Source organism: Endozoicomonas sp., assembly GCF_965196975.1.
Taxonomy (GTDB): domain Bacteria; phylum Pseudomonadota; class Gammaproteobacteria; order Pseudomonadales; family Endozoicomonadaceae; genus Endozoicomonas.
In genome coordinates, this window is sequence record NZ_OZ239981.1 from 3,602,750 (window position 1) to 3,627,307 (window position 24,558).

The window sequence follows — 24,558 nt, forward strand, 5'->3', positions numbered from 1 at the left end:
GTTATCAAATTGAGAGAGCACCCATCTTATTAGCCTGAGGAAGTACTTCACTCAGAAACCAGCGACGAAAACGCTCAGCCTCAACACTCGGAGATTGGTTAATTAGCCGGGTAACATCATCCACCGGTATCACCGGCGACAAATTCCGATACCCAGAATAGATTTTTTTATCAGTACAGCGCTTAAAAACCTCTTTTTGAGGATTAAGAAAGCCAAGTGCACAGGCAACCTGTTCAGCAAAAAAGTATGGTTCTTTTTTAAAATGGGTTACTGCCACTCCGGAAATTAACCCGAAGGCAGGATGTTCAAAGGTCAACAAATCATCCATAATATAGATCCGTCTGTTATTAGTTAGTTTGATCCAGTGGGGACTGGTTTATTAGCTGATACAGGCGTTTTTTTTTCTCTCAGTTTTAAATAATGATGCTTCATTTTTCCACAGCCCGGAAGGACTCCGAGTAGGTGAAACATCCAGCTTTCCATCACACTCGTCAATAGCAAGAAAGGTTAATGCATAAAGGTTTGGCTTCCCTTTTACCGTAGCCATCCCCTGTCGAGTCAACTGAATAAAGCCATAATGCAGAAGCTCATCTCTTGCTCTTTGCAAGGTTCCTTTTGACCTCCAGCCTTTACCTTTCATCAAGGACCAACTGACACATAAATCACCGTTATTCTTTGTTCCTCCTCCTTTCACATACCTTAGCTGCTCTATCATTTGAGTCAGTAGCTTAACTGCATATCCCCCCATCTTTCGAAAATTAGAGCTATTGATAATGGCATGAGGAATGGCGACAAAGTGTCCTCCTTCCTTGCGTCCCTTAGCCTTTTCCCGATTCATTGCCATACCGACCTCCAACGATCACCATCACAGGCCACATATTGAGCCCTCCTGGCTAAATTGATAAACCGGTAATAATTTTCTTCAGGCATGTATGATGTCTCCTTATTGTTTTCAAACACGCAGGATTCATCATAAACAGGGGGGCTTGTTTATATATATCCCAATTTTTTTGAAAAAAAATTAGACTTTTTTCGGTCTCAAAAAAACTTTGATATGGGCGCAATAAGGGACCTAAGATTGGTCCCTTGCTTGAGTGTCGGAAATTTTCCGTTGAATACGCCGAATTTTCTCTCTCGTTGCTTTTTCACTTTCCTTCATACCGACATTCCAAAGGGTATCTATAAACTGCCTTTCCATTACTCGAGCAGCCATAGGCTTTAGCGTTCCATATACCTTTTTTTTATCCCAATCTTCAAGATTCGGATAAAGAATATCGGCATAAACTCTTCCGACAATTTCGACACCTTCCATTTCAGCCCATAAAGACAAATCCAGGTAAGGAATCACCTTCATAGACTTAATTCTGGCAATACTTTTATCAGTAAATTTTATTGATGGAGACGTCACCTGATAGTGATCTCGATAAACTGGAATTAACTCCTTGATAGCGTCTAATATTTCACCCTCGGACGAGCTAAAGTTTATTTTTATCACCCCATAGTTATCATCAGCATCATCGTTCAACAGGTCATCGATACAAAGCTTACTCATTCCGTAATCCAAGCTGAACTCAGCCTCAACCCCACTCTTTTCAAATTTCTCTTTGATATGATGAAATCGGGCAGGCTCAGCGATCAGGCTATGATAGTCTTTCAAGGTAGAATCACAGCCTATTTCCTGTGCCTCCACCTTGGCCATCTTCTCAGCACAAACAACTTTCTGACAGTCGTAGTCATAAAGCCCATAGCTATTCTTACCCAGCCTCTTTTTTAACCCAGCTTCTGGTCCGGGGATCTCCAACTCATCCGAATAAGCCCGTGCCCGATCCCCAGGTTTGGTAACCAGAAAGCTCAGAATAGCAAGCCTTCTAAATTCTGCCCGCCGTAATGAAGCATCCATCCTAGACATTTCCAAACGGTAGTCAAGCTCTGCGGCAAGCTGGGCATTACTCATGTCTCGTATGCCCATATATTTATTAAGGTGAAACCAACCCGGTAAGTCATCGACACTTTTTATCTTTCTTGTCATCGATCAAACTCCATTTACAAACGACGATTCCACTATGAAACGGCTATCAAAAAACCACAATCATTTATTAAAACGTAACTATTCAGCACCCAGCAAAGGCGTATTGTTGTAATTTCGAACCGCTTTAAGAAGCGCCTGAAATATGTTCAACCCCTGCTTTTTAGCAGATGATAAATAGCTTCGGATTCGGGTAAACATGGTACCTCCGTCTTCGCTTCTGAAGCAGCCTGAGATCTTCTGCTTAAGTTTGGCCATCCTGGCATCACGTTCACTGCCATTGTTATCGAAGGGAATTGAAAAGTCCGACATGAAGCGCAACGTTTCAACCTTAAACTCAATAAGCCTTTTGAACAGGTTGTAGGCCTTGGTATTCCTGACCTTCTTACGTCCAAGCACCTGTCGTTGTTTTTCCATATAAGCGGTTTCCTTCGTGAGAGCCCTTTGAAGGATTTGGTCGTATATCGTCTCAATGCGAAGCTGTATTGCACCAGGCATTTGAGTCAGACCGGCTGCTTTGTATTTCTTGCAGAAGTGCCAGGAGAGCGTAAGCAATTTCATCAGCCGCAGAGCCAGCTTATTCGCATCCCTATCGACAACTCCCTGAAGCTCTCTCAGATGATGGGCATTACAAAGCACATGCACTGCCGCATAGGCAAAGTAGGACTTCCAATGATCGTGAACCAGAATGCCTGCAAAAGTCAGCAGGATGCCCATTGCATCCATTGCTTCACAACCTCGCCTTTCTGAGAGGTAGTAAAGCGTCCATTGGTCATCTCGCATAATGTGTAACCACCACAGTGAACCGTCAACCCGCATGCCAGTTTCATCCGCTCCTGCAACCGGACTTTCTTGTAAAGCATCGCGGATACTCTGCTCAGTAGAGGCCAGGTTCTCATGGGTATAGGCAACAAAATTGGCAACAGAGCCTGCGCTGACACTCATGCAATAAATAGTATTGAAATACTCAGACACCCGGTGATATGGGATGAAGTGATACTGGTTTAAATGAACAGCCATTGCCTGAGTCACTTCTCCGTATTGAGCAGCGGCTTTCACTCCTTGGGGAAACTCAGCGGTGTTCCGTTTACCACAAGGACATACTTTAACGTCTGCCCAGTACGCGGTAACTTCAAATTCTCCGGGTCTACCTGGATCAAAAACCTGTCGCTCAATGTATTTGGTGGGTTTAATATCGATAAGCGAAGACTGGCAACAGCAACATTTTTCAACCTTCAGATGCCTGACATAATCGGGTAAGGCGACACGTCTCAAACAAGAGCCTTGATGACCTTTCTGGCCACCTGGTTTATTGCCTGAAGATGGTCTAAGGCTTTTGGGGTTCGGTGTTTCCTGTGAGGAGCAGGGGGCTTCTTTGGAAGATGTATCACCTTTATCACTCCCTTTTTTACTGGGCTTTTGATAACCATCTGACGATGGTGGCTTACTACTGTTTTGACTGTTTTTATTAACCCTTTCTTCCAGTTCGCTGCAACGTTCCCGTAAAAGCGCATTCTCGGTCCGAAGCTCTTCATTCTCTTTAAGGAGAGCTTCGGTAAACGGAGTAGCTGGGAAGTCTGGTTCCATACTGGAGATTTGTTAGAAAAATTGAGTATAAGATGATGGTCGAAAAATCAGAAAATTCCAGATTTATATGAAGGGTGCTGAATAGTTACTATTGTTTAATGTGCTGGATGATGAAGACCAGAGTGTTCTGATTGATTATTTTGAAGTGAGCATTCCCGCTTCAGCAGACTCAATTACGCCTGAACAGTGGTGTACATACTGGTTTATGAAACTGGCTAAGAGTCATCACATCAATCGAATTTTTGCTTATAAGGAGTTCGAAGCAGAGATTGATTGATTTCTTGGCGTAGCTGCAGCTTTTTGAATGACCAAAAAGCTGCAAAGTAACATGCAGCGTTAAAGGCTTTTGGCTTTAAGTAGTTGTGTAAATGGAATCGAATATTTCTGGGTGAGTGGATAGTTACTATGCAAGGCATAACGGCGAGAGCATAGCCATAGCTATGTGACCAGAGTTGTAACGCTGCACAACTGCATGGATGCAGGAGTTAGAGCAACGCATGGAGCATTTGCCGGGAGTGGCTGTCCACTTACTCAGAAAATATGATTTCATTTGGTCAACTGCTTATTGAGCCATGCCTGCGAAAAAGACTGGAGCATTGGGATAACAAGTGCCCAGATAATAGCCAGGACCAACAGAGTTTGCCATAGGGGCTGGGCAAGCGTTACATCACTCATTTTTGACCCTGCCAAATAGCTTAATGGTCCCCCAAAGAAGCCGAGAATGGCCCCATAGAGTTTGTGGGTTCGGGACCAGTCAAGGCTGTGTCGTAGAGTTGTGCCGAATATCAGCCAGAGGCAGGCTAGCCAGAGTGGTAAAATACGTCCATCGTCATCCAGTTGAGAGTGAAACTTCAGGATTTCCAGATTCCCAAGGAAGCTATCGATAGCACATCCCAAGAGAAAGGTAATAGCCAGAACCTGCTTTTCCTTATGCCAGCTACCTACCCAAAGCAGGTGGATAAACAGGATTATCACGGTTGCAATCAGAGCAACGTGATTGCCCCCAAGAACACAGGCAAACCAGCCAATCTGGAATAGCAGATAATTAGTAATCAGTTTTATTTTGTCGGTTGTCATCATTATTAGAAGACCAGTGGTCGATAGATGGGTTCCAGTTCTACGGCCAGCATGTCCCGAATGGTTTCCAAAGCGAACTGAACTTTATTATCACTGTCAGGGCTACTGATACAGAGTCGGACAGCTTGTGGTACTGCAGAGCTGCCAACTGCGAACAGTTCTGACTGGAGCACTTTCACTCCCTTATTTTGTAGCTGTCGTACAAAGGTCTCTGCCCGCCATGGTTCAGGCAGTTTAAGCCAGCCATGAAAACTATAAGTTTGTGCCTGTATATCCATACCTTTCAGGTAGTGTTTCATGAGCTCCTGACGTCTGGCAATGGCTTCGGTCTGCCAGCGAATAAGCTGCTCAGCTACACCAGACTCAATCCACTCACTGGCCACTTCAGCCATCAATGGTGGTGGAACCCAGCAGTCACTTCTCATTGCCATGACCAGCCGTTCTCTCAGGTGAGAAGGGTAGCAGAGGTAACCGATCCTCAGTCCGCCCGACAGTGTTTTTGAGAAGCTGCTGCTGTAAATCACCAGGTCAGGAGCAAGGCTGTAGAGCGAAGCCAGTCGTTTATTAGAATCGACGAATTGTACATCATCTTCCAGGATCAACAGTTTATGCCTGCGAGCTATTTCAATGATTCGCTCTCGCCGTTCAAGCGGCATAATGATTGCTGTCGGGTTTTGCAGAGATGGCATTAGATACAGCAGTTTTGGCCGGTATTGCTGACAGCACTGTTCCAGAGCTTCTGGAATCAGACCCTGCTCATCCATTGGCAGGCCTATATGGTGAGTTTGCCATTGCCGTGCGGCATTAATGAACCCAGGGTAGGTCAGGGACTCGGAAACGATGGTGTCTCCAGGTCGGGTAGCAGCCTGAAGTGCCATCATATTGCCATGCTGACCACCATTGGTGATCAGGATGTTGTCTGGGCTTACATCAATCGACAGTGTGGTAAGCCACTGGGCAATGATGTTGCGATGCCTTTCCAGCCCAATTTCAGGCAGGTAATCCAGCAGGGAGGCCATACGCTGAGAATCCGATGCAATCGTTTGCAGCGTCTCAGCCAGTATGTCTTCTCTTGGAGCAGGAACCTGAAGTGTCAGGCTCATATCAATAACCGCTGACTCTGGCTCTTGAGGCACATTGAATTGAGCCTGCTGCCAGATCTTGCCGGTAACGAAGGTTCCACTGCCTACTCTGGCGGTAATCAAGCGACGTCTTTCTGCTTCAGCATAGCCCCGGGTGATTGTACCAATGGTTACGTTAAGCACATCGGCCAGCCAGCGATGAGTAGGAAGTTTATCTCCCGAATTTAATGATCCATTTTTAATAGCCTGCTCAATGGCGTCGGCGATAGCCATATATTTGGGGCCGGAACCGGAGGGAAAGTTTTCCAGCCAACCTGGAAGGCTTATTTTTTTATCCATTGTCTTACTGTTTTTTCGAAATGATGCTTTGTCATGGTGACAATTTATTAATTGAACTCTTTTATGTCCATGCATCATACTTTTTTTGAGCCTTTATTTCCCTATTCGTTTAATTGTATGGGTTCAATTGTTAAGGGCAAATATTCAAAATATCACTGAGAAAAAAGAATGAATGAGATGGAGATACTCTGGTTACCATTGGTAACCTTTGCCTTAAGTTCCAGTATTACACCAGGACCCAATAATATTATGCTGGCAGCCAGTGGGGTTAATTATGGGTTCTCCAGAAGTATCCCTCATATGCTGGGTGTTTCTATTGGGTTCTTTATTTGTAACTATTCAGCACCCAGCAAAGGCGTATTGTTGTAATTTCGAACCGCTTTAAGAAGCGCCTGAAATATGTTCAACCCCTGCTTTTTAGCAGATGATAAATAGCTTCGGATTCGGGTAAACATGGTACCTCCGTCTTCGCTTCTGAAGCAGCCTGAGATCTTCTGCTTAAGTTTGGCCATCCTGGCATCACGTTCACTGCCATTGTTATCGAAGGGAATTGAAAAGTCCGACATGAAGCGCAACGTTTCAACCTTAAACTCAATAAGCCTTTTGAACAGGTTGTAGGCCTTGGTATTCCTGACCTTCTTACGTCCAAGCACCTGTCGTTGTTTTTCCATATAAGCGGTTTCCTTCGTGAGAGCCCTTTGAAGGATTTGGTCGTATATCGTCTCAATGCGAAGCTGTATTGCACCAGGCATTTGAGTCAGACCGGCTGCTTTGTATTTCTTGCAGAAGTGCCAGGAGAGCGTAAGCAATTTCATCAGCCGCAGAGCCAGCTTATTCGCATCCCTATCGACAACTCCCTGAAGCTCTCTCAGATGATGGGCATTACAAAGCACATGCACTGCCGCATAGGCAAAGTAGGACTTCCAATGATCGTGAACCAGAATGCCTGCAAAAGTCAGCAGGATGCCCATTGCATCCATTGCTTCACAACCTCGCCTTTCTGAGAGGTAGTAAAGCGTCCATTGGTCATCTCGCATAATGTGTAACCACCACAGTGAACCGTCAACCCGCATGCCAGTTTCATCCGCTCCTGCAACCGGACTTTCTTGTAAAGCATCGCGGATACTCTGCTCAGTAGAGGCCAGGTTCTCATGGGTATAGGCAACAAAATTGGCAACAGAGCCTGCGCTGACACTCATGCAATAAATAGTATTGAAATACTCAGACACCCGGTGATATGGGATGAAGTGATACTGGTTTAAATGAACAGCCATTGCCTGAGTCACTTCTCCGTATTGAGCAGCGGCTTTCACTCCTTGGGGAAACTCAGCGGTGTTCCGTTTACCACAAGGACATACTTTAACGTCTGCCCAGTACGCGGTAACTTCAAATTCTCCGGGTCTACCTGGATCAAAAACCTGTCGCTCAATGTATTTGGTGGGTTTAATATCGATAAGCGAAGACTGGCAACAGCAACATTTTTCAACCTTCAGATGCCTGACATAATCGGGTAAGGCGACACGTCTCAAACAAGAGCCTTGATGACCTTTCTGGCCACCTGGTTTATTGCCTGAAGATGGTCTAAGGCTTTTGGGGTTCGGTGTTTCCTGTGAGGAGCAGGGGGCTTCTTTGGAAGATGTATCACCTTTATCACTCCCTTTTTTACTGGGCTTTTGATAACCATCTGACGATGGTGGCTTACTACTGTTTTGACTGTTTTTATTAACCCTTTCTTCCAGTTCGCTGCAACGTTCCCGTAAAAGCGCATTCTCGGTCCGAAGCTCTTCATTCTCTTTAAGGAGAGCTTCGGTAAACGGAGTAGCTGGGAAGTCTGGTTCCATACTGGAGATTTGTTAGAAAAATTGAGTATAAGATGATGGTCGAAAAATCAGAAAATTCCAGATTTATATGAAGGGTGCTGAATAGTTACCTTTATTTTATTTCTTGCCGTTGCATTTGGGCTGGGGAATGTTTTTGAAAGGTATCCGCAGCTTCAAATGGCCTTGAAGTATATTGGGTCTGTTTATCTGTTATGGCTTGCCTGGAAAATTGCGACAGCCAGTGCGGCAACAGAACAATCAGTCAGCAGTAGGCCAATGACTTTTTTTCAAGCAGCCAGTTTCCAGTTTGTGAATGTGAAGGCCTTGATGATGGCAATCAGCAGCGCAGTAGTATTTACTCTGCCTGGTGAGCATTACATCATGTCAGCTCTCCTGGTTGGTGTTGTCTTTACGCTGGTGAATCTGCCTTGTGTGTCGGTGTGGGTTGCCTTTGGTTCTGGACTGAAACGTTTTTTGAGAAATGAGCAGAGTCTAAAGGCGTTCAACTGGTCCCTGGCGTCATTAACTGCTGCATCGGTTGTGTTGTTTTATATTTAATCAGTCACCATAAAACTAAAAGGTGTTGATCTGCCTGATAAGCTGATTCATCAGCTACAGGCAGATCAAACCGCTTTATTTTACTTAGTCCCCCAGAAACGCTTTATAAGCTTCATTGTCATTTTCAGACCAGTAGCGATAGCCAATGGCGTCAAGGTATTCCGGAATATGCTGATATTCCTCTTCAGGAACATCCAGGCCTACGGCAACCCGTCCATAGGCAGCGCCGTGATTTCGATAGTGGAACATCGTGATATTCCAGCGCTGGCCCAGTTTGCTCAGGAAGTTTAATAAGGCTCCCGGGCGCTCCGGAAACTCAAAACGGTAAACCTGCTCATTTCTAACCGCTTCACTGTGCCCGCCCACCATATGTCGAACGTGGAGTTTGGCCATTTCATTATCGGTCAGGTCAACTACGGGGTAACCATGCTGCTGGAGTTCATTAACCAGCCGGTCGATGGGCATCTGATCTGGATGAACCTGAACACCGACAAAAATTCTTGCTTTGTCCGGGTTGTGGTAGCGGTAGTTAAACTCAGTAATGCTTCTTCGGCCCAGCAGTTCGCAGAACTGTTTAAAGCTTCCGGGCTTTTCCGGAATCGTAACGGCTATAATCGCTTCACGCTTTTCACCCAGTTCTGTTCGTTCTGAGACGTAGCGCAAACGGTCAAAGTTGATGTTAGCACCGCTGTCTACTGCCAGCAGGGTTTGGCCCTGAATCTTTTCCCGGCTCACGTACTTTTTCATACCTGCAATACCGAGGGCGCCAGCAGGCTCACAGACGGAGCGGGTATCATCAAAGATGTCCTTGATCGCGGCACAGATTTCGTCAGCGGTGACGGTGATGACCTCGTCAATGCACTCCTGGCAGATCCTGAATGTCTCTTCACCAATCTGTGCTACAGCGACACCATCGGCAAAAATACCAACATGAGGCAGGATAACCCGCTCACCCGCTTCAAGAGCCGCCTTAAGACAGGCAGACTCTTCAAACTCAACACCGATGACTTTGACGTCGGGCCGCAGGTACTTGATGTAGGCGCTGATACCTGCAGCCAGACCACCACCACCGACAGGAATGAAGACCGCATCCAGGGCGCCGGTATGCTGGCGTAGGATTTCCATGCCAATAGTGCCCTGACCGGCGATCGTATCAATATCATCATAAGGGTGAATAAAGGTGTAGCCATGCTCTTGAACCAGCTCAAAAGAGTGAGCCAGTGCCTGATCAAAAGCGTCACCATGCAATACGACCTTGGCTCCATAAGCTCTTACAGACTTCACTTTGATCTCGGGAGTAGTGACCGGCATGACGATGGTAGCCTTGATACCCATCTCCCGGGAGGCCAGGGCAACTCCCTGGGCATGGTTTCCTGCAGAAGCAGCAATAACGCCACGTTCTTTCTCTTCAGTCGTGAGCTGGGCCAGCTTGTTATAAGCCCCTCGAATTTTGAAGGAGAATACCGGTTGTAAGTCTTCCCGCTTCAGGAGAACCCGGTTATCCAGGCGCTGGCTAAGGAAGCGAGCCTCATCAATCGGGGTTTCTATGGCGACATCATAGACCCTGGCTTCCAGTATTTTTCGTATATAACGGTGTGGCATGCTGTCCTGCTGGTGTGTACGGTTAGCTTTATTGAGTTCAGGCAGTGCTGCGAAGCCCCCATTCTATAGGAATAAGCTTCAGGATGGCACTCATCCAATTTGGATGAAAATGGTGTAATATACTGCGCGTTTTCAGGCCAATGGCTCATCATGAATTAAGTGGCTTTGAAATATCCAGCCCTAATTAAATACACAGTATTCACAGGTAAACCCCATGAATCAGGATCAGCTCAAGAAGGCCACTGCTGAAGCCGCACTGCAATACATCCTGCCTCATCTTGAAAAAGATATGGTGATTGGCATTGGCACTGGCTCGACTGCACGCTTTTTTATTGATGCATTGGCTGAGTATAAGGATGATTTTGATGGCTGTGTATCCAGCTCTGAGGCATCCACCGAGCAGCTGAAGGCTCATGGTATTCCTGTATATGATCTGAATACGGTGTCCGACCTGCGCTTTTACATTGATGGAGCTGATGAAACCAATGAGCACCTTCATCTGATTAAAGGTGGTGGTGCAGCACTGACCCGGGAAAAGATCATTGCGGCGGTAGCCAGAGAGTTCATCTGCATCGCTGATGAAAGCAAGGCGGTTGGTGTGTTGGGTGAATTTCCATTGCCAGTGGAAGTCATTCCCATGGCCCGTAGTCATGTTGGCCGAGAGCTGGTGAAGCTCGGAGGAGATCCGGCCTACCGCGAAGGTGTTGTGACCGATAATGGTAACGTCATTCTGGATGTCTGGAATATGAAGATTCTGGATCCGGTTGAACTGGAGCAAAAGATCAATGGTATTGTTGGTGTTGTGACCAATGGCCTGTTCGCCTGTCGACCAGCAGATGTGTTACTGCTGGGTACAGAGGATGGCGTAAAAACCATCACCGCCAAATAATCAAAATCCGGCACGAAAAAAGCTGGGTTTGCCCAGCTTTTTTGTCTCCATCAAATTATTCATAAAGCGTGTCCCAACAGAAAATGCAGGGCTACCAGAACCAGGCCCAATGGGGCAATAAGAAAGATCAGTTCTGATAGTGTGAGTGTACTTTCCTTGTCATCATGTTCCCTTTTCATAGCGGCCTCACACATTAATCCAGCCTGATTTTTATCTCCAACAGGTTAAAGCTAGCTGTTAAAGCCATAAGCAGCCCTTAGACGTTGGTAGGTGTATTCCGTGATTTTCATAAAAAAAGCGTAATATTGGACTGGATTGAATAGAAAAAATCCTTAATATAGCCATTGCTAATAATAAAAAGCTTGGTGCTTTCGCTGAGCGAAATCTGTGGCTCAGGCTTGAGTTTCGGGGGAGAACTTCTCCTTCAAGGCGAACGTTCTGTGAACTCAGGATTGAAAAACAACAATAAAGAGTGACTGACATGCTGAAATCATTTAATAAAAAAATGGCTGTCTTAACTGCCGCAGTGGCTCTCGGCAGTGCATCGGTAGCTTCCGCAGCAGATACCATCAAAATTGCACTGGCCGGCCCGGTAACAGGACCGGTTGCCCAATACGGTGATATGCAGTTTGTTGGCGCCAAAATGGCGATTGAGCAGATTAATAAGGCCGGTGGTGTTAACGGCAAAGAGCTGGAAGCGGTTGTTTATGATGATGCCTGTGACCCGAAACAAGCTGTAGCCGTTGCCAACAAAATTGTGAACGATGATATTCGTTTTGTCGTCGGTCATCTCTGTTCCTCTTCAACCCAGCCAGCGTCTGATATTTATGAAGATGAAGGTGTGTTGATGATCACTGCCGCCTCAACCAGCCCAGATATTACTACCCGTGGTTACCAACTGATTTTCAGAACCATTGGTCTTGATAGTATGCAGGGACCTACGGCAGCGAAATATATTATTAATACGGTCAAGCCAAAGAACATGGCCGTGATTCATGATAAACAACAATATGGCGAAGGTTTGGCTTCCAGTGTGCGTGATGAAGTACAGAAAGCCGGCATTAAAGTTGCTCTGTATGAAGGTGTGACGGCTGGTGATAAAGACTTCTCGGCACTGATCGCCAAGCTTAAGAAAGAAGATGTCGACTTTGTTTACTACGGTGGTTACCACCCTGAGCTGGGTTTGATCCTGCGTCAAAGTGCTGAAAAAGGACTTGATGTAAAGTTTATGGGACCAGAAGGCGTGGGTAATAAAGACATTTCAGCCATTGCTGGCAAAGCATCAGAAGGCCTGCTGGTAACTCTGCCCAAGAGTTTTGATCAGGATCCAGCAAACGCCAAGTTGGTTGAAGCGTTTCAGGCAAAGAGTGAAGATCCTTCCGGCCCATTCGTATTCCCGGCTTATTCTGCTGTTCAGGTTATGGCAGATGGTATGAAACTGGCGTCCAGTGAAGACCCTGAAAAAGTAGCCAGTACTTTACGTTCCAATAACTTCAAGACTCCAACTGGAGAGCTGGGTTTTGATAACAAAGGTGATCTGAAGGACTTCAGTTTCGTTGTTTATGAATGGCATGCTGATGGTAATAAAACTGCCTTGACCAAGTGATTGGAAGAATGCTCCACCAGGATTGGGTGGAGTACAAATAATGGAAGAACCTGTGTTGTAGAACCACTACCTGACGCAGGTTTAAGAATAATAAAGCAGTAGAAGGCCTGCAGGGAGCGCAGAACGCCAAGAGCGTTATTGCAACATGCAGGCCTTTTTTATGGATTCGATCATGCCTGAGTCAGCCTATTATTTTATCCAGCAATTGCTGAACGGCCTTACGGTTGGGAGTACTTACGCTCTCATCGCCATTGGCTACACAATGGTGTATGGAATTTCAGGCTTAAAAAAATCCTTTTAAAACAATTGTTTGTAATGCTTTTATTGTCTCGTAGGTCATGTAAAGCATCGTAGTTTTTGTAAATGGTTAGAAAAGGCTGGAAAAGGTAAGAAAAACGTCCCTTTTGCTTAATCTGACCCAGCCATGTGAATGATTCGTTTCTTGGACTACTGACCCTATGTCTTAGTCAAAGAGTTATACAGCGTCTGTCGACTAATACCATATTCGAATGCTAGTGCTTTTTTCTGTTCACCAGAATCTATTCTTTTCTTTATTTCAGACACCTGCTGGTTATTAAGCTTTGGCTTTGCGCCTATTTGTTTACCTTTCTTTCGAGCCGCAATAATTCCCTCTCGCTGGCGCTCCCTGATCATACTTCTTTCGAACTCAGCAAAAGCACCCATCATTTGCAGCATCAATTTGTGTATTGGGTTGCTGTCACCTGAGAAAGTCAGGTTTTCCTTATGGAACCTGACAGTAATACCTCGGCCAGTAAAATCATCAACCAGCATTTGTAGGTCTTTCAGGCTCCTTGCAAGCCGATCTATTGAATGGACGTGAAGTCTGTCACCTTTACGTAAATGCCTCATACAGGCCTTTAATTGCGGCCTGTTGGCATCTTTACCACTGCAATGATCTTCAAAGGTAAGATCAAGCTCAATACCATCCAGTTGGCGATCTGTGTTCTGGTCAACACTGCTCACTCTGGTGTACCCAACATCCTGACCTTTCATGCATCTTTCCGTTACTTCTTATTGTGGAAAGGAAAGCCTAGACCCAGTTTGACATGGCGTCCAAAAATTGATGATTGAGTTTTTTGGACACTAAAGATCAATTGATTAAGAGTTGGTTGTTCACTGTCTAACAAGTACACCTACTTTTACAGGGCAAAATGGTGACTAATTTGAGGTGAAGGCCTGAGTTAGTGACGCCAGATAACTAGTGATATATTGGTGCTATTGATTATCAAGGATTGATAGCTATGAATGATAAACAGAGACGGTTTATCGATGAATACCTGATCGACCAGAATGCTACCCGAGCCGCTATAGCTGCTGGCTATAGTCCTAAAACCGCCAGGAGTCAGGGAAGTCGCCTGTTGACAAATGCTGACATCTCAAAAGAAATTCAGGCTCGTCAGCACCAGCTCAGTCATGAGCTAAAAATCACTGCTCAGGACAAGCGGGCAAAGCTTTGGCAGCTTGCACAGTGGTGTGGTGAGTTGGTGGAGGGCGTTAATGGTGAGTTCTTCGTTCGTAATCCAAGGTCTGCGATTGCGGCTATTGCTGAACTGAACAAAATGGACGGTGACTACTTGCAGAAGCCGGTTGATGAAACCAAGGTAAACTTCATTCAAATCTTTGGTTCTGATGACTTACCTGATGGCGAGAAACCTGCAGTTCAAGAAAGTCATTGGCTGAACAGCGAGTATTAAAGGTGAGGGGGGGGGAGTACCCCCATAGCTGGACTTGGGACTCCCCCTGCCGTTTTTTCAGTCGTAGGTGTTGATCACTCTCGGTCCTGAGGCAGAACAACAGATGGGTAGGATTAAACAAAAACGATTTTTAATTCTGGAAAGCGAGCTTCGATTAATTTGATAAAGTTGGTTATGTTATTCAGCCCCCAGTTACGAGCAACGTAGTATTCTTGACCCTGATAAAACAGGGGTGCTCTCTCAATTTGATAACTGACTCATAGGTTAGCTTCAACCTTTCCAGTCATGAACTCAGACCAAAGTTGTTCCCAGCGCCCCTTACTCTGGATCAGTGCTCTTGTTGTCAAAAGCACTTCCGCTCCTGTTGCTTTCCACCTCATTCCAGAACCACATAATCGTTGCTTTACCAGAGTCTTACAAGCCGCTTCAGTAACTCCTGAACCTATTGGCCAATGGCGTTTAAGCGCCTGATGATAATTCATTAACTGGTGATTGTTTGTAAAATAGCTCACAGCTTTGTAGCGCTTCTCTGTCAGTGCGATTGTCTTTTTCGGGAGCTCGGCTGATTCAATTTCCTGAAGGATTTTTTTGGCTGCTCCACGCTTGTTTTTCAAACTATGTAGCCTGTCTTCAAGCCACTGGTGTCGCTTCGCCTTACTGGTTGGAAACAGTGCTTCCGCTGCTCCAGCTAAATATTCAGATGCATGATAAAAATCGAGTATCTGCCCAGAGGTATGTTGTTTCAAATAACTCCAGTTTTCTCTAGCCCCGTCAGCTACCCCGATGTATGTGGCATTTGGGTAGAGTCGTTTTAGATCTGCAATCTCCTCGTCGAGCTTGCTCATAAAGCTTTGTTTACCATACTCTGGCGAACTGGCTGTATATATCGTGTGGAGCCTGTCTCCATCTGCAGAATATAGGCTCAATGTCCCACACATGGCTTCCCTCCAGCCTTCTTCACAAAGCAGCATGCAGGTTCCATCCAGACCAATGGCTATTGTTTCAACAGGCTCTTTTAGTGGAGGAAGGTGGTAGTGAGTGTCTTGCTGGTCTTCAATTAATGCACCTACTCTGTCCGATAAATGCTTGATATAAGAATTTGAAAGCGTCCTTTGATGGTTGGTCTCAAAATCTTCTTTTACCGCAGGCGCTGGCATCTGGCTGTATTTCCAGGCGATAGACTTGGCAAATTTGGGGGTAGCTGAACCAATAATACCGGCACGAAGATCAAGTGCTGCCAGAGTACTGCCACCTCTGACACCCTGATATACGGAGCGCTCCAAAGGTATACGACCGTATAAGGTTTCATAGTGCTTAAGAACCTTTCCTTTGTAGTTCCACTTCTGCTGATTAACGACGATAGGTTCTTTATTGGGTGATTCAAATAGCCCCAATAACTCTTTTGTTCCAAGCTGCCCGGCTTCATTGAGTGCACGCTGTAAACTATCTTCAAGATTCAGCATGTTGCCTGAATCTATAGAAACTTCAATTTGCAAAACGATGCTTTTGGTAGAGCTGGAAATAACAGAAGCGGGCATGACAGTTAACTATTATGAGTGGTGTTCCCATAGTAGCTGTGAAAATAGAGCACTATTGTTTCAATAATTCAGAGAGAGCACCCTAAAACAGCTCTGCTTTCTGTCTGGTTCTATAACGCCGATACTTTTCTTCATTAAGGGTTATTTCGTCCTTTCTTTTCAGCAGACGGAAAGCGCATGAGGTGTTTCCCCTCAAGAAACCAAAAGCCTCGTCATCAATTAGTTCGGCGTTTTCCAAGGCTTTGACTGTAAAGAAACCTATGTCGGATTTTTTGAACCTTTCCTCATAGATATCGCCATTAACATACAAGCTTAGGAGAGAGCGATCTTTGTTGCTGGAACGTGAAGCTCTTTCTTCCCGCTTTTTTTGTCTGACTTCTATTTGATAATCGACAGCTTCGGGTAGAGGAATGATTTGCTCAACACTTAAAAGCAGATGATCCTCAAACCTCAGTGGGTTAATTCTCACGCAGGTAATATCGAGATCACGGTCATTAAGCCACAATACGGCTGTAGTGATTTCCTTCGAAAAATTTTGAGCAGCAAGGATGATTCGTGTCTCTTGTGCAAAATCATCATCAGACGGGGAATCCCAGCCCAGAAAACTGAGCATTGAGCTTTCAGCATCAATACCCTGATCGTTTTCACTGAGGAATTGCTTATAGGCACTGACAGCTTGTTCCCAAGTCAAATTGGCTACCATTGAAGCATACCGTATGGCTTGAAGCTCCATGTGTCCACCAATGTCGTCTCGTTTCAGTTCAATGACAACCAGGTTGGCATTTGTATCTATGCCCAGCAGGTCAATACGGCGATTCGAGTCAACAAAATGCCCATACTCCTCTGCAATGATCAGAATATCGATATCAGGGCTAAGGGCTTTGATATTCGCTTTCAGTAACCGCTGGATATCTTGACGTTCTCTCAGGTTTTCCTGAGCAAATGACGTAGGCTGAATGGGAGTCAGAGAGTCTCGTGTAATGTCATATATTGGCATGTTGGTTTCTCCCTATACTCCCTTCAACATGTAAAAAAACAAACCAAATAAAGCCTCTGTTAGCCTCATTGCTGGGTATGTAGCTGATCATAAAGTGCGTTTGAAATTGCTAAGGGGGGGGGGGTGGGCTCACCCACCACAAAACTGCCGTTCACAAGGAACCCCATCACCATCACTGTCCATTTTGGTATTTGGGCAGTTGTTCAGGTAGAAAAGGGCTTCTTCACATGACCGCATTTGAGAACAGTATTGCTTCCCAGTGCAGCTATAACCGGATGATAAGGTGCTGATTGCACTTCTGGTGGTCTCTGTCAGGCTCAAACCCTGGTCAGGTTCGGGTTCTGATGTCGAACCAAAATAATCACTGGAAACAATGGTCAGAGAACCTTTAACAGGCTCAACCATTTCACATACAGTGCCTGCGGGCACCATACCGTAAATGACCTCACCTTCTTTGGTTATACATTTGGTTATGCCACTAGTGGTGCTGTTGTCTGAACTACTGACTGATGCATTTTCCAGAAAAGGTAAACCACTCTGCTGGTAATGCTGATACCCGTACCACCCTATGGCTGCAAGAACGATCATAGCGATAAATTTCTTCATGGCCTGCTAACCACTTCCCCCAAATTTTATTCGTCCTGAAAGGCTATAAAGCCCTCAGGTTTGCGATTAAAGAGTGAAGGGGCAAATTACCCCTTCAACATATCAAACACTACTCTGGCAAAGCCTCTGGCCAGTTCAGGGTTGGAAAGGTACTGCATCATCATTTCCTGCTGAGCAGCACTGCTGTCCATTACCGCATCATCAATGGCCTTTGGGAAGTCCCCCAGCAAAGCCTGTTCAGCCGTGTTATTTTCAATCTGCTTCATGACCGTGTCATTTTCAGCCAGCTTATCCCTGACGGCATAGGCGTAATTGATCAGGTCACCATCCGACAGGTTGTCAGTGATGAACAGCTCATTCAGGCGGGTCAGAATCTGGGAAATAAACTCTTCTTTTTTATCCTTGGGTTTGGCGCTGCCCACATCACTGCTGGGGTGGAGTTTGTAATCACCAGACTCTTCCTGCAGCTTGATATTCTGTTCCCGGATTTTAGATAGACGATAGTGGCTCATTACCACATTAGACAGATCAATCTCATCGTCCTGAACCACCGTTTCCCTCAGCAATGGTCGCAGGTATCGGGCAAACAGGCTGAGTTTTTCCAAGTCCTTGTCATCGTAATCCACAATCTGAGACATAAACTCATAGAACCGGGTAAAGCTGCCCAGGTCTTTCTTGAAGATTTCGAGCCGGTCTTTTTCCTGCTTGCAGTCCTTGAAGCTATTCTCAGCATTGGCCATCAATACCGCATCACCGGTTTTCTTGGTGCGTTCAAACATCTCTTTGGCCAGGGTATAGGCCTCGATGGCTGAGCTGTACCGTTTTTGCCAGCGCTCAACGGCAGGTTTGCAGATATTGCTGATAGCTGCATTGCTTTTGCTTTGAGTCAGGAAGGCATCACAGAACTGTTCCACCTCATTCCAGGTGAAAATACCGGTAGTACGCAGCTTTTCATAAAGCTCAAAGATTCGGTCAGGGTCAGAAACGTCCTCAAGTTCAGCCACCTGGTAATAGGGCTGGAAGGCCGCGAGAATCTCCTCTGGCTCATTCACAAAGTCCAGAACAAAGGTGCCGCTCTCAGCCTTGCCTGGGTAGGTACGGTTCAGGCGTGACAGGGTCTGCACGCATTCAACACCACCCAGAGGCTTATCCACATACATGGCACACAGCTTTGGCTGGTCAAAGCCAGTCTGAAACTTATTGGCCACCAGCATGATCTGGTAGTCATCGGTATCAAATGCCTTACGCATATCACGGCCTTTCAGGGCCGGGTTCATTGAGCGTTCGGTGTATTTGTTATTCAGTAGTGCCGTGCTATCCGGATCGTTCTGGTTGAACTCTACTTCACCTGAAAAGGCCACCATCACAGAGACACTACTCTTTTGTTCTGCCAGGTACTTATCAAATGCCAGCTTGTAACGGACAGCTTCTTTGCGGGAACTGGTGACCACCATCGCTTTGGCCTGACCACCCAGCAGGTGCATCACATGGGTTTTGTAATGCTCAACAATGACCTTCACTTTCTGGGCAATGTTGTACTCATGGAGCCTCACCCACCGGCCTAACTTCACTTTGGCCTTCTTGCTGTCCACGGCTTCATCAGCCGCCTCAATTTTCTGAGCCAGCTTATACGCCACCTGGTAGTTGGTGTAGTTTTTCAGCACATCAAGGATAAAGCCTTCCTCAATGGCCTGACGCATTGAGTAAACATGAAAGGCTTCGGGCAGATTCTTCTTTGAGGCAGGCTGAGCCGGGTCAGGCAAGCGCCCAAACAGCTCCATGGTCTTTGCCTTGGGAGTCGCTGTAAAGGCGTAGTAGTTCAGGTTACTGCTTCCCCTCCTGGCAGCAATGGTGGCATCCAGAATATCTTCCGATGAGACAGGATCATCCTCACTCTCAGCTTCAGAGGCATCAATCATTAACACTTCTTTCAACTGCCGGGCAGTCGAGCCGGTTTGAGAAGAGTGGGCCTCATCAGCAATGACCGCATAGCGTCGTTGCTTCAGGCTGGTGCTGTTTTCAATGGCAGCCAGAACATGAGGGAAGGTCTGGATAGTGACAATGATAATAGGCTGGGCATTTTCCAGGGCAGTGGCCAGCTTCTCGGATTTTGATCCATCGCCTTCCTTCCGGTTGATCCGACCTACTACGCCATCCGCATGTTCAAACTGATAGATGGTGTCCTGTAGCTGGTCATCCAGTACCGTTCGATCCGTTACCACGATCACAGAATGGAACTGCTTATTCCCTTCACTATCGTATAGTGTGGAAAGCTGGTGTGCCGTCCAGGCAATGGAGTTGGACTTGCCCGAACGGGCGCTGTGCTGAATCAGGTATTTATTACCGGTGCCTTCCACTTGAGCCGCAGCGATCAGCTTACGGACCACATCCCACTGATGGTAACGGGGGAAGATCAGGGATTCCTTTTTAGTCTTTCGGCCTTCCCAGTCTTCGTCTTCCTTAATTTCCAGGTGGACAAACCGGCCAATAATATTCAGCAGATTGTCTGGTAGCAGAGCTTCATTCCACAGGTATTCAGTGGCATAACGATGAATGTCTTCCGGTACATCATTACCTGCACCACCTTCATGAGTTCCTCTGTTGAAGGGCAGGAAGAACGTATCAGCCCCGGCCAGTTTGGTCGCCATATAGACTTCATACTGACTGACCGCAAAATGAACCAGTGCACCCCGTTTAAAGGTCAGCAGCGGTTCCGGCTTTTTGGTTTCCGGGTCTTTCGGCAGGCGGGTGGTTTTGTACTGAGTGATCGCCCTCTCAACAGACTGCTTAAACTCAGATTTCAATTCCAGTGTGGCCACCGGCAGGCCATTCACAAACAGCACCAGGTCAATGCGCCAGGCTTTGGCTTTCTTGCCGGTTTCAGCCAGATGCTCTGTGGTGGCATAAGGCGAATAGACCAGTTCTGGTACCAGGCGACAGCGGTTCTGCTGGTAACGGGTCAGCGTTTCCGGGTTCAGATTATGCTCTGGCATAAACTGGCAGAGGCTGAAACGGGCATTGCGAATTTTCAAACCATGGCGCAGTACCCCAAGGGTTCCATAGCTTCGCAGGTCCTTATCAATGGCATTCGGGTCAGCTTTTTTAAGCTGGGTAACCAGGTGATTGATAAAGTGCTGCTCTGAGTCGGTCGGGAATACCTTGCAGAACTTTTCCCACTCCTTCGCCTGGGTCTCCTGCACAAAGGCCAGTACATCGCTGGTATACAGAGCGGTTTCCCGGTCGTACTGGTTACCGGAGCCCTGCAGCCAGCCACTGACCTGCATCTGAGTGATCATCTCATTCTGGAAAACCGTTTCCAGTGAGGCATCCTTGCTCATGGGGTGACCTCGGAGTGTTTGTGTTTTGTGTTGAGGGTTGTGAGTTGAGAGGTATCGGAAGGCTTCCAGCTACGGACGTCTATTTTGCCGGTAACAGCGTCGGAGATCAGGGCTGCGCGGCGTTCAATCAACATTTTTACAAATGTATTAGCTTCTTCTATCAATTTATCAATGAGAGTCAGTTGCCCATTTAGATAATTAATAATTTTAGCTTGTTCATTCAGTGGAGGTAAGGCAAATACAAATCCCATGACGGCCCCCTTTGTGATGTTATTTGCCATACCCTCTGCACCACTGATAGCTTGCTCTACTTGCTTTCTCATGAATGAGGATTGCATAAGAAATGCAAAGTAAGCACTTTCAATCAATGGATTCAAATGCAATCGGAAAATTTTGTCGGACAATAATATGCGTGGTTGTGTCTCCACCACATGAGCAACTGAGCCAATCAAATCTATAGAGCCACTTGCTCGAGACATCATGATGTCACCGGGTTTCACTTCATATTGTGTAAATGGGGAAATTTTCGGGGGGAGGGCTTTATTCGCTTTGAAATCAAACACACCGCGGTTAACACAACTAGTTTTCAATACCCCCCACTCACCGACCTCTGCTTCTCTATTTTCACACTCCGGACTTTTTCCTTGCTCCATGGTTTTGATGACCCGTCGAAGTTGCATTGACTCCCACTTCTCCGGCACTTCCCCCAGCCACTCTACACCGGAGTCCTTCATCGGTGCATCAGGATTTAAGCCTTTGGTGACAGCATGACTGATCACAGCCTGTCGTTTTTCTTTCAGCAGCCGGATAAGGGTTTGCTGCTCTTCGATCAGGGTATCGATTTTGGCGGTTTCGTAGTCAAGAAAACTCACAATATGTTCTTGCTGCGCTATTGGCGGCAGAATAAAAGGTACGTTACCAAAATTTTCTGGGTATAGTCGTAGTCGAGAGTCAATAACACCGGTGGATCTTGTTTTGAAATAGTTTGTATAGGTGTCAGTTCTTAAGAGGTAATGCATGTAGTTCGGCTTGGCATTTTCATTAAATCGAAACACCGAGTATGCAGGACTTACTATTCCATCAAAGCGGGTTACACCTAATCCTCTTTTCCATGCAAGCATGATATTCATGACTAGATCATTTTTTTCACACTTTTTGTATCCTTCCAAAGACTCTGCACGAGAAAGAAAGTCTCCATCACCAACAACTTCTTCCCGAGGTTTTACGCCGTAATACTCAGAGACTGACAGTAGCTTCTCGGTACCTGTAACAGACCTTTCATTAAATTCTGAGAAAACATACTTTCCTCGTAGCATTTTCCATGATTCAGGAATCTCTACAATTAGATCAGATCCAGATTTTTTATATTCTGGATAAGCCTTATACTTGCTGCTCATCAGGAATGCACCTCGGCTAGCAGCCCCATAATCCGCTTACTGACGGTATCCAGATCCGCATCAATGGCTTCCAGTGACCGAGGTGGTTGGTACTGATAGAAATGGCGGTTAAAGGGAATCTCGTAACTGACAATGCCGACCTCACCATCTTTCTCATCACATTTGTCAGCATTGATCCAAGCATCGGGTACATGGGGTTCTACTTCCTGGTTGAAATAGTCTTCAATCAGGCGGGTAGTACTCACCGATGGATTGAGAGCCACGTTTTCATTATCACGAAGGTCTCCATCAGTCTGGAATTCAACAACTTTGCCTTTGTACTCTTCACAAGGGCCGCTGTAGGCACATGCACCATAAAGTGGCTGCAGCTCTTCTTTCAGCACCTTTTTCACTACTGGTTCAGCCTCAGGATTTTTCCAGGTCATAGCATCCAGAAGCTGCTTTTTCTCTTTGGCATCCAGTTTGATACCGGTGGTGCTCAAGGCTCCCTTCAGCATTTTTTCAAACTGGTTGAAGTCATTGCTTTGTTCGTTGCCGATCTTTTTCTGCAGTGTTTCAGCTTTCTCCGTCAGTGACCGTTGGAATAGCCAGAGCTTGTCACTGAGTACTTCCTTAATCTGTTTCTCTTTCAGTTCAGTGAAGTCTTTTTTGATTTTACTGCGAATAGCCTCTTCCTTTTCCTTCAGCAGCAGGTGGCAGTCATCACCATACTCGCTATGAATCCACTGCATCACGCTGTTAAACGGTTTAGGAGCAAAGCGCAGGCTGGCAACGGCTTCATCGGTAATCTGTGCAGAAAGCCTCAGGGGGCGCTCAACAGTGATGCGACGGTAGCCGAATTCATGGGTATCGAAAATCTTTGATGAGAACTGGTCACCTTGTGTTGCAATGAACTCACCAAAGCAGCGGGTGATGGTCTTGATATGTTCATCACTCATCAGGTTCCGTTTGGAGCCAAGGGACTTACGCATTTTGCCGCAGAGTTTAGCTCCATTGATAAGCTGTACTTTACCCTTGCGGTCAGTCGCCTTTTTGTTGGATAGCACCCAGACATAGGTAGCAATGCCAGTGTTGTAGAACATATCGGTCGGCAGGGCCACGATGGCTTCCAGCAGATCGGCTTCCAGAATATACCGGCGGATCTCGCTTTCACCACTGCCCGCACCACCGGTAAACAGAGGGGAGCCGTTCAGGATAATACCGATACGACTGCCACTATCTGAGTCTGAGCGGAATTTGCTGATCAGGTGCATCAGGAATAGCAGAGAGCCGTCAGACACCCTGGGCAGGCCGGGACCAAAACGACCATCAAAGCCTTTGATGGTGTGCTCATCTTTGATCTCACCTTCGATTTTCTTCCAGTCCACACCGAACGGGGGATTGGACAGCATGTAATCAAACTTGTCGGTGGCCAGTTGGTCGTTGGACAGGGTATTGCCCAGTTTGATCCGGCTGACATCCTGCCCCTTGATCAGCATATCTGCCTTACAGATGGCGTAGGACTCCGGGTTCAGCTCCTGACCAAAGGCTCGCATCACGGCCTTTGAGTTTAGGTCATAGACGTATTCCATGCCGGATGACAGGAAGCCACCGGTACCCGCCGTCGGGTCGTAGATGGTGCGGATAATCCCTTCCTTGGTCAGGGCATCATCGTCTTCCATAAACACCAGTGAGGTGGTCAGGCGAACGATATCTCTCGGGGTAAAGTGTTCACCGGCGGTTTCGTTGGAACTCTCAGCAAACCGACGAATCAGTTCTTCAAACACCAGACCCATATCATGGTTTGAGATGGTGTCCGGGCTCAGGTCGGTAGTGGCAAACTTCTGTACTACTTTGTAAAGCAGGTTGGCCTCATTCAGTGCACCGACAAATTCATCAAATTTGAAATGCTCGAAGATTTCACGGGCATCTTTGGAAAAACACTGAACGTAACGTTCCAGGTTATTTTTGATCTCACCCTGGCCGAGCTTGGACAGGTTCATTGGGGACGTGTTGTAAAACGATAAACCACCCGTAGCCCGCAGTAACATTTTCTCCATACCGTCTTCCGGCAGGTTCATCACCTTGACCTTTTCATACTGGGCCAGCACATCATTCTTGCTGGACTCCAGCACGCACTCAAGACGACGCAGCAGGGTAAAAGGCAAGATGATCCGACCATACTGGGATTGTTTGAAGTCACCCCGCAGAAGGTCTGCAACGGACCAGATGAAGGCAGCAAGGTTGTTATGGGTGTTTGACATAGAAAGAAACCGGTCAGGGCTTGGCAAGTCTTTGAGTGGGGGTTACCAGAGCCAAGTTTTTGATGCGGGTAGGGTACAGCAAAGCTATACCCTTATGAATACTGGGTTGTTCATCATAGAGGGATAGTCTGAATTATA

At 46.4% G+C, this 24,558-nt stretch carries 20 protein-coding genes and 1 pseudogene; 6 read left to right on the plus strand and 15 right to left on the minus strand.

Features of this window, described 5'->3' with window-relative positions; genetic code table 11:
• Positions 1–4 precede the first annotated feature (4 nt).
• From ACOCLE_RS16115 to tnpC (ACOCLE_RS16130), 4 genes are all read right to left on the minus strand, one after another.
• Positions 5–328 (minus strand): Bro-N domain-containing protein, encoded by a 324-nt coding sequence (locus ACOCLE_RS16115; RefSeq protein WP_419533340.1) that lies wholly within the window; start codon positions 326–328, stop codon positions 5–7.
• A 51-nt stretch (positions 329–379) separates the two neighbouring features.
• Positions 380–844, minus strand: coding sequence for a hypothetical protein (locus ACOCLE_RS16120; protein WP_419533341.1), 465 nt, complete (start codon positions 842–844; stop codon positions 380–382).
• A 228-nt stretch (positions 845–1,072) separates the two neighbouring features.
• Complete coding sequence (locus tag ACOCLE_RS16125) at positions 1,073–2,029, minus strand: DUF6387 family protein (RefSeq protein ID WP_419533342.1); 957 nt, start codon at positions 2,027–2,029, stop codon at positions 1,073–1,075.
• A 78-nt stretch (positions 2,030–2,107) separates the two neighbouring features.
• Positions 2,108–3,613 (minus strand): IS66 family transposase, encoded by a 1,506-nt coding sequence (gene tnpC, locus ACOCLE_RS16130; protein WP_419532963.1) that lies wholly within the window; start codon positions 3,611–3,613, stop codon positions 2,108–2,110.
• A gap of 100 nt (positions 3,614–3,713) precedes the next feature.
• Here tnpC (ACOCLE_RS16130) and ACOCLE_RS16135 point away from each other — a divergent pair, with 100 nt between their 5' ends.
• Entirely contained in the window at positions 3,714–3,890 is a 177-nt protein-coding gene (locus ACOCLE_RS16135; RefSeq protein ID WP_419533343.1) for a hypothetical protein, read from the plus strand.
• 269 nt (positions 3,891–4,159) lie between these two features.
• Here the strand turns inward: ACOCLE_RS16135 and ACOCLE_RS16140 are convergent, their stop codons facing one another.
• The 3 genes from ACOCLE_RS16140 to tnpC (ACOCLE_RS16150) form a co-directional block, all read right to left on the minus strand.
• On the minus strand, positions 4,160–4,693 hold the full coding sequence (locus ACOCLE_RS16140; protein WP_419533344.1) for a DUF2878 domain-containing protein: 534 nt from the start codon (positions 4,691–4,693) through the stop codon (positions 4,160–4,162).
• A 2-nt stretch (positions 4,694–4,695) separates the two neighbouring features.
• On the minus strand, positions 4,696–6,111 hold the full coding sequence (locus ACOCLE_RS16145; RefSeq protein ID WP_419533345.1) for a PLP-dependent aminotransferase family protein: 1,416 nt from the start codon (positions 6,109–6,111) through the stop codon (positions 4,696–4,698).
• A gap of 335 nt (positions 6,112–6,446) precedes the next feature.
• The gene (tnpC, locus tag ACOCLE_RS16150) at positions 6,447–7,952 is read right to left on the minus strand and encodes an IS66 family transposase (protein ID WP_419532963.1); all 1,506 of its coding nucleotides are present in this window, start codon (positions 7,950–7,952) and stop codon (positions 6,447–6,449) included.
• A 120-nt stretch (positions 7,953–8,072) separates the two neighbouring features.
• On the opposite strand from tnpC (ACOCLE_RS16150), the gene ACOCLE_RS16155 reads away from it, so the two are divergent.
• Positions 8,073–8,489, plus strand: a complete 417-nt coding sequence (locus ACOCLE_RS16155; RefSeq protein ID WP_419537221.1) for a LysE family translocator — start codon at positions 8,073–8,075, stop codon at positions 8,487–8,489.
• An 84-nt stretch (positions 8,490–8,573) separates the two neighbouring features.
• On the opposite strand, the gene ilvA is transcribed toward ACOCLE_RS16155, so the two are convergent.
• Positions 8,574–10,091 carry a threonine ammonia-lyase, biosynthetic gene (gene ilvA, locus ACOCLE_RS16160; protein ID WP_419533346.1) on the minus strand — a complete coding sequence of 506 codons (1,518 nt, stop codon included), beginning with the start codon at positions 10,089–10,091 and terminating at the stop codon, positions 8,574–8,576.
• Positions 10,092–10,305: 214 nt separating this feature from the next.
• Between ilvA and rpiA the strand changes: the two genes are divergently transcribed.
• From rpiA to ACOCLE_RS16175, 3 genes and pseudogenes are all read left to right on the plus strand, one after another.
• Positions 10,306–10,980, plus strand: a complete 675-nt coding sequence (gene rpiA / locus ACOCLE_RS16165) for a ribose-5-phosphate isomerase RpiA (protein WP_419533347.1) — start codon at positions 10,306–10,308, stop codon at positions 10,978–10,980.
• A 505-nt stretch (positions 10,981–11,485) separates the two neighbouring features.
• Positions 11,486–12,586: a branched-chain amino acid ABC transporter substrate-binding protein gene (locus tag ACOCLE_RS16170; protein WP_419533348.1), complete on the plus strand. Its 1,101-nt coding sequence runs from the start codon at positions 11,486–11,488 to the stop codon at positions 12,584–12,586.
• A 172-nt stretch (positions 12,587–12,758) separates the two neighbouring features.
• A pseudogene (locus tag ACOCLE_RS16175) lies at positions 12,759–12,872 on the plus strand (branched-chain amino acid ABC transporter permease LivH); the annotation flags it as partial.
• Between the two features lie 170 nt (positions 12,873–13,042).
• Here the strand turns inward: ACOCLE_RS16175 and ACOCLE_RS16180 are convergent.
• Complete coding sequence (locus ACOCLE_RS16180) at positions 13,043–13,600, minus strand: recombinase family protein (protein WP_419533349.1); 558 nt, start codon at positions 13,598–13,600, stop codon at positions 13,043–13,045.
• A 248-nt stretch (positions 13,601–13,848) separates the two neighbouring features.
• Between ACOCLE_RS16180 and ACOCLE_RS16185 the strand changes: the two genes are divergently transcribed.
• The gene (locus ACOCLE_RS16185) at positions 13,849–14,301 is read left to right on the plus strand and encodes a terminase small subunit (RefSeq protein WP_419533350.1); all 453 of its coding nucleotides are present in this window, start codon (positions 13,849–13,851) and stop codon (positions 14,299–14,301) included.
• Positions 14,302–14,558: 257 nt separating this feature from the next.
• Here ACOCLE_RS16185 and ACOCLE_RS16190 read toward each other — a convergent pair whose 3' ends face one another.
• The 6 genes from ACOCLE_RS16190 to ACOCLE_RS16215 all read right to left on the minus strand — a co-directional run bounded on the left by ACOCLE_RS16190 (position 14,559) and on the right by ACOCLE_RS16215 (position 24,420).
• Positions 14,559–15,839: an ISKra4 family transposase gene (locus ACOCLE_RS16190; protein ID WP_419532972.1), complete on the minus strand. Its 1,281-nt coding sequence runs from the start codon at positions 15,837–15,839 to the stop codon at positions 14,559–14,561.
• Between the two features lie 82 nt (positions 15,840–15,921).
• Entirely contained in the window at positions 15,922–16,836 is a 915-nt protein-coding gene (locus tag ACOCLE_RS16195; protein WP_419533351.1) for a hypothetical protein, read from the minus strand.
• A 129-nt stretch (positions 16,837–16,965) separates the two neighbouring features.
• A complete protein-coding gene (locus tag ACOCLE_RS16200) occupies positions 16,966–17,442 on the minus strand; it encodes an excalibur calcium-binding domain-containing protein (protein ID WP_419533352.1) in 477 nt (158 codons plus the stop codon).
• Between the two features lie 86 nt (positions 17,443–17,528).
• The gene (locus ACOCLE_RS16205) at positions 17,529–20,780 is read right to left on the minus strand and encodes a type I restriction endonuclease subunit R (protein ID WP_419533353.1); all 3,252 of its coding nucleotides are present in this window, start codon (positions 20,778–20,780) and stop codon (positions 17,529–17,531) included.
• Positions 20,777–22,177 (minus strand): hypothetical protein, encoded by a 1,401-nt coding sequence (locus ACOCLE_RS16210; protein ID WP_419533354.1) that lies wholly within the window; start codon positions 22,175–22,177, stop codon positions 20,777–20,779. The genes ACOCLE_RS16205 and ACOCLE_RS16210 overlap by 4 nt, the downstream gene beginning before the upstream one ends.
• Positions 22,177–24,420, minus strand: coding sequence for a type I restriction-modification system subunit M (locus ACOCLE_RS16215; protein WP_419533355.1), 2,244 nt, complete (start codon positions 24,418–24,420; stop codon positions 22,177–22,179). The genes ACOCLE_RS16210 and ACOCLE_RS16215 overlap by 1 nt, the downstream gene beginning before the upstream one ends.
• Positions 24,421–24,558: the final 138 nt, after the last annotated feature.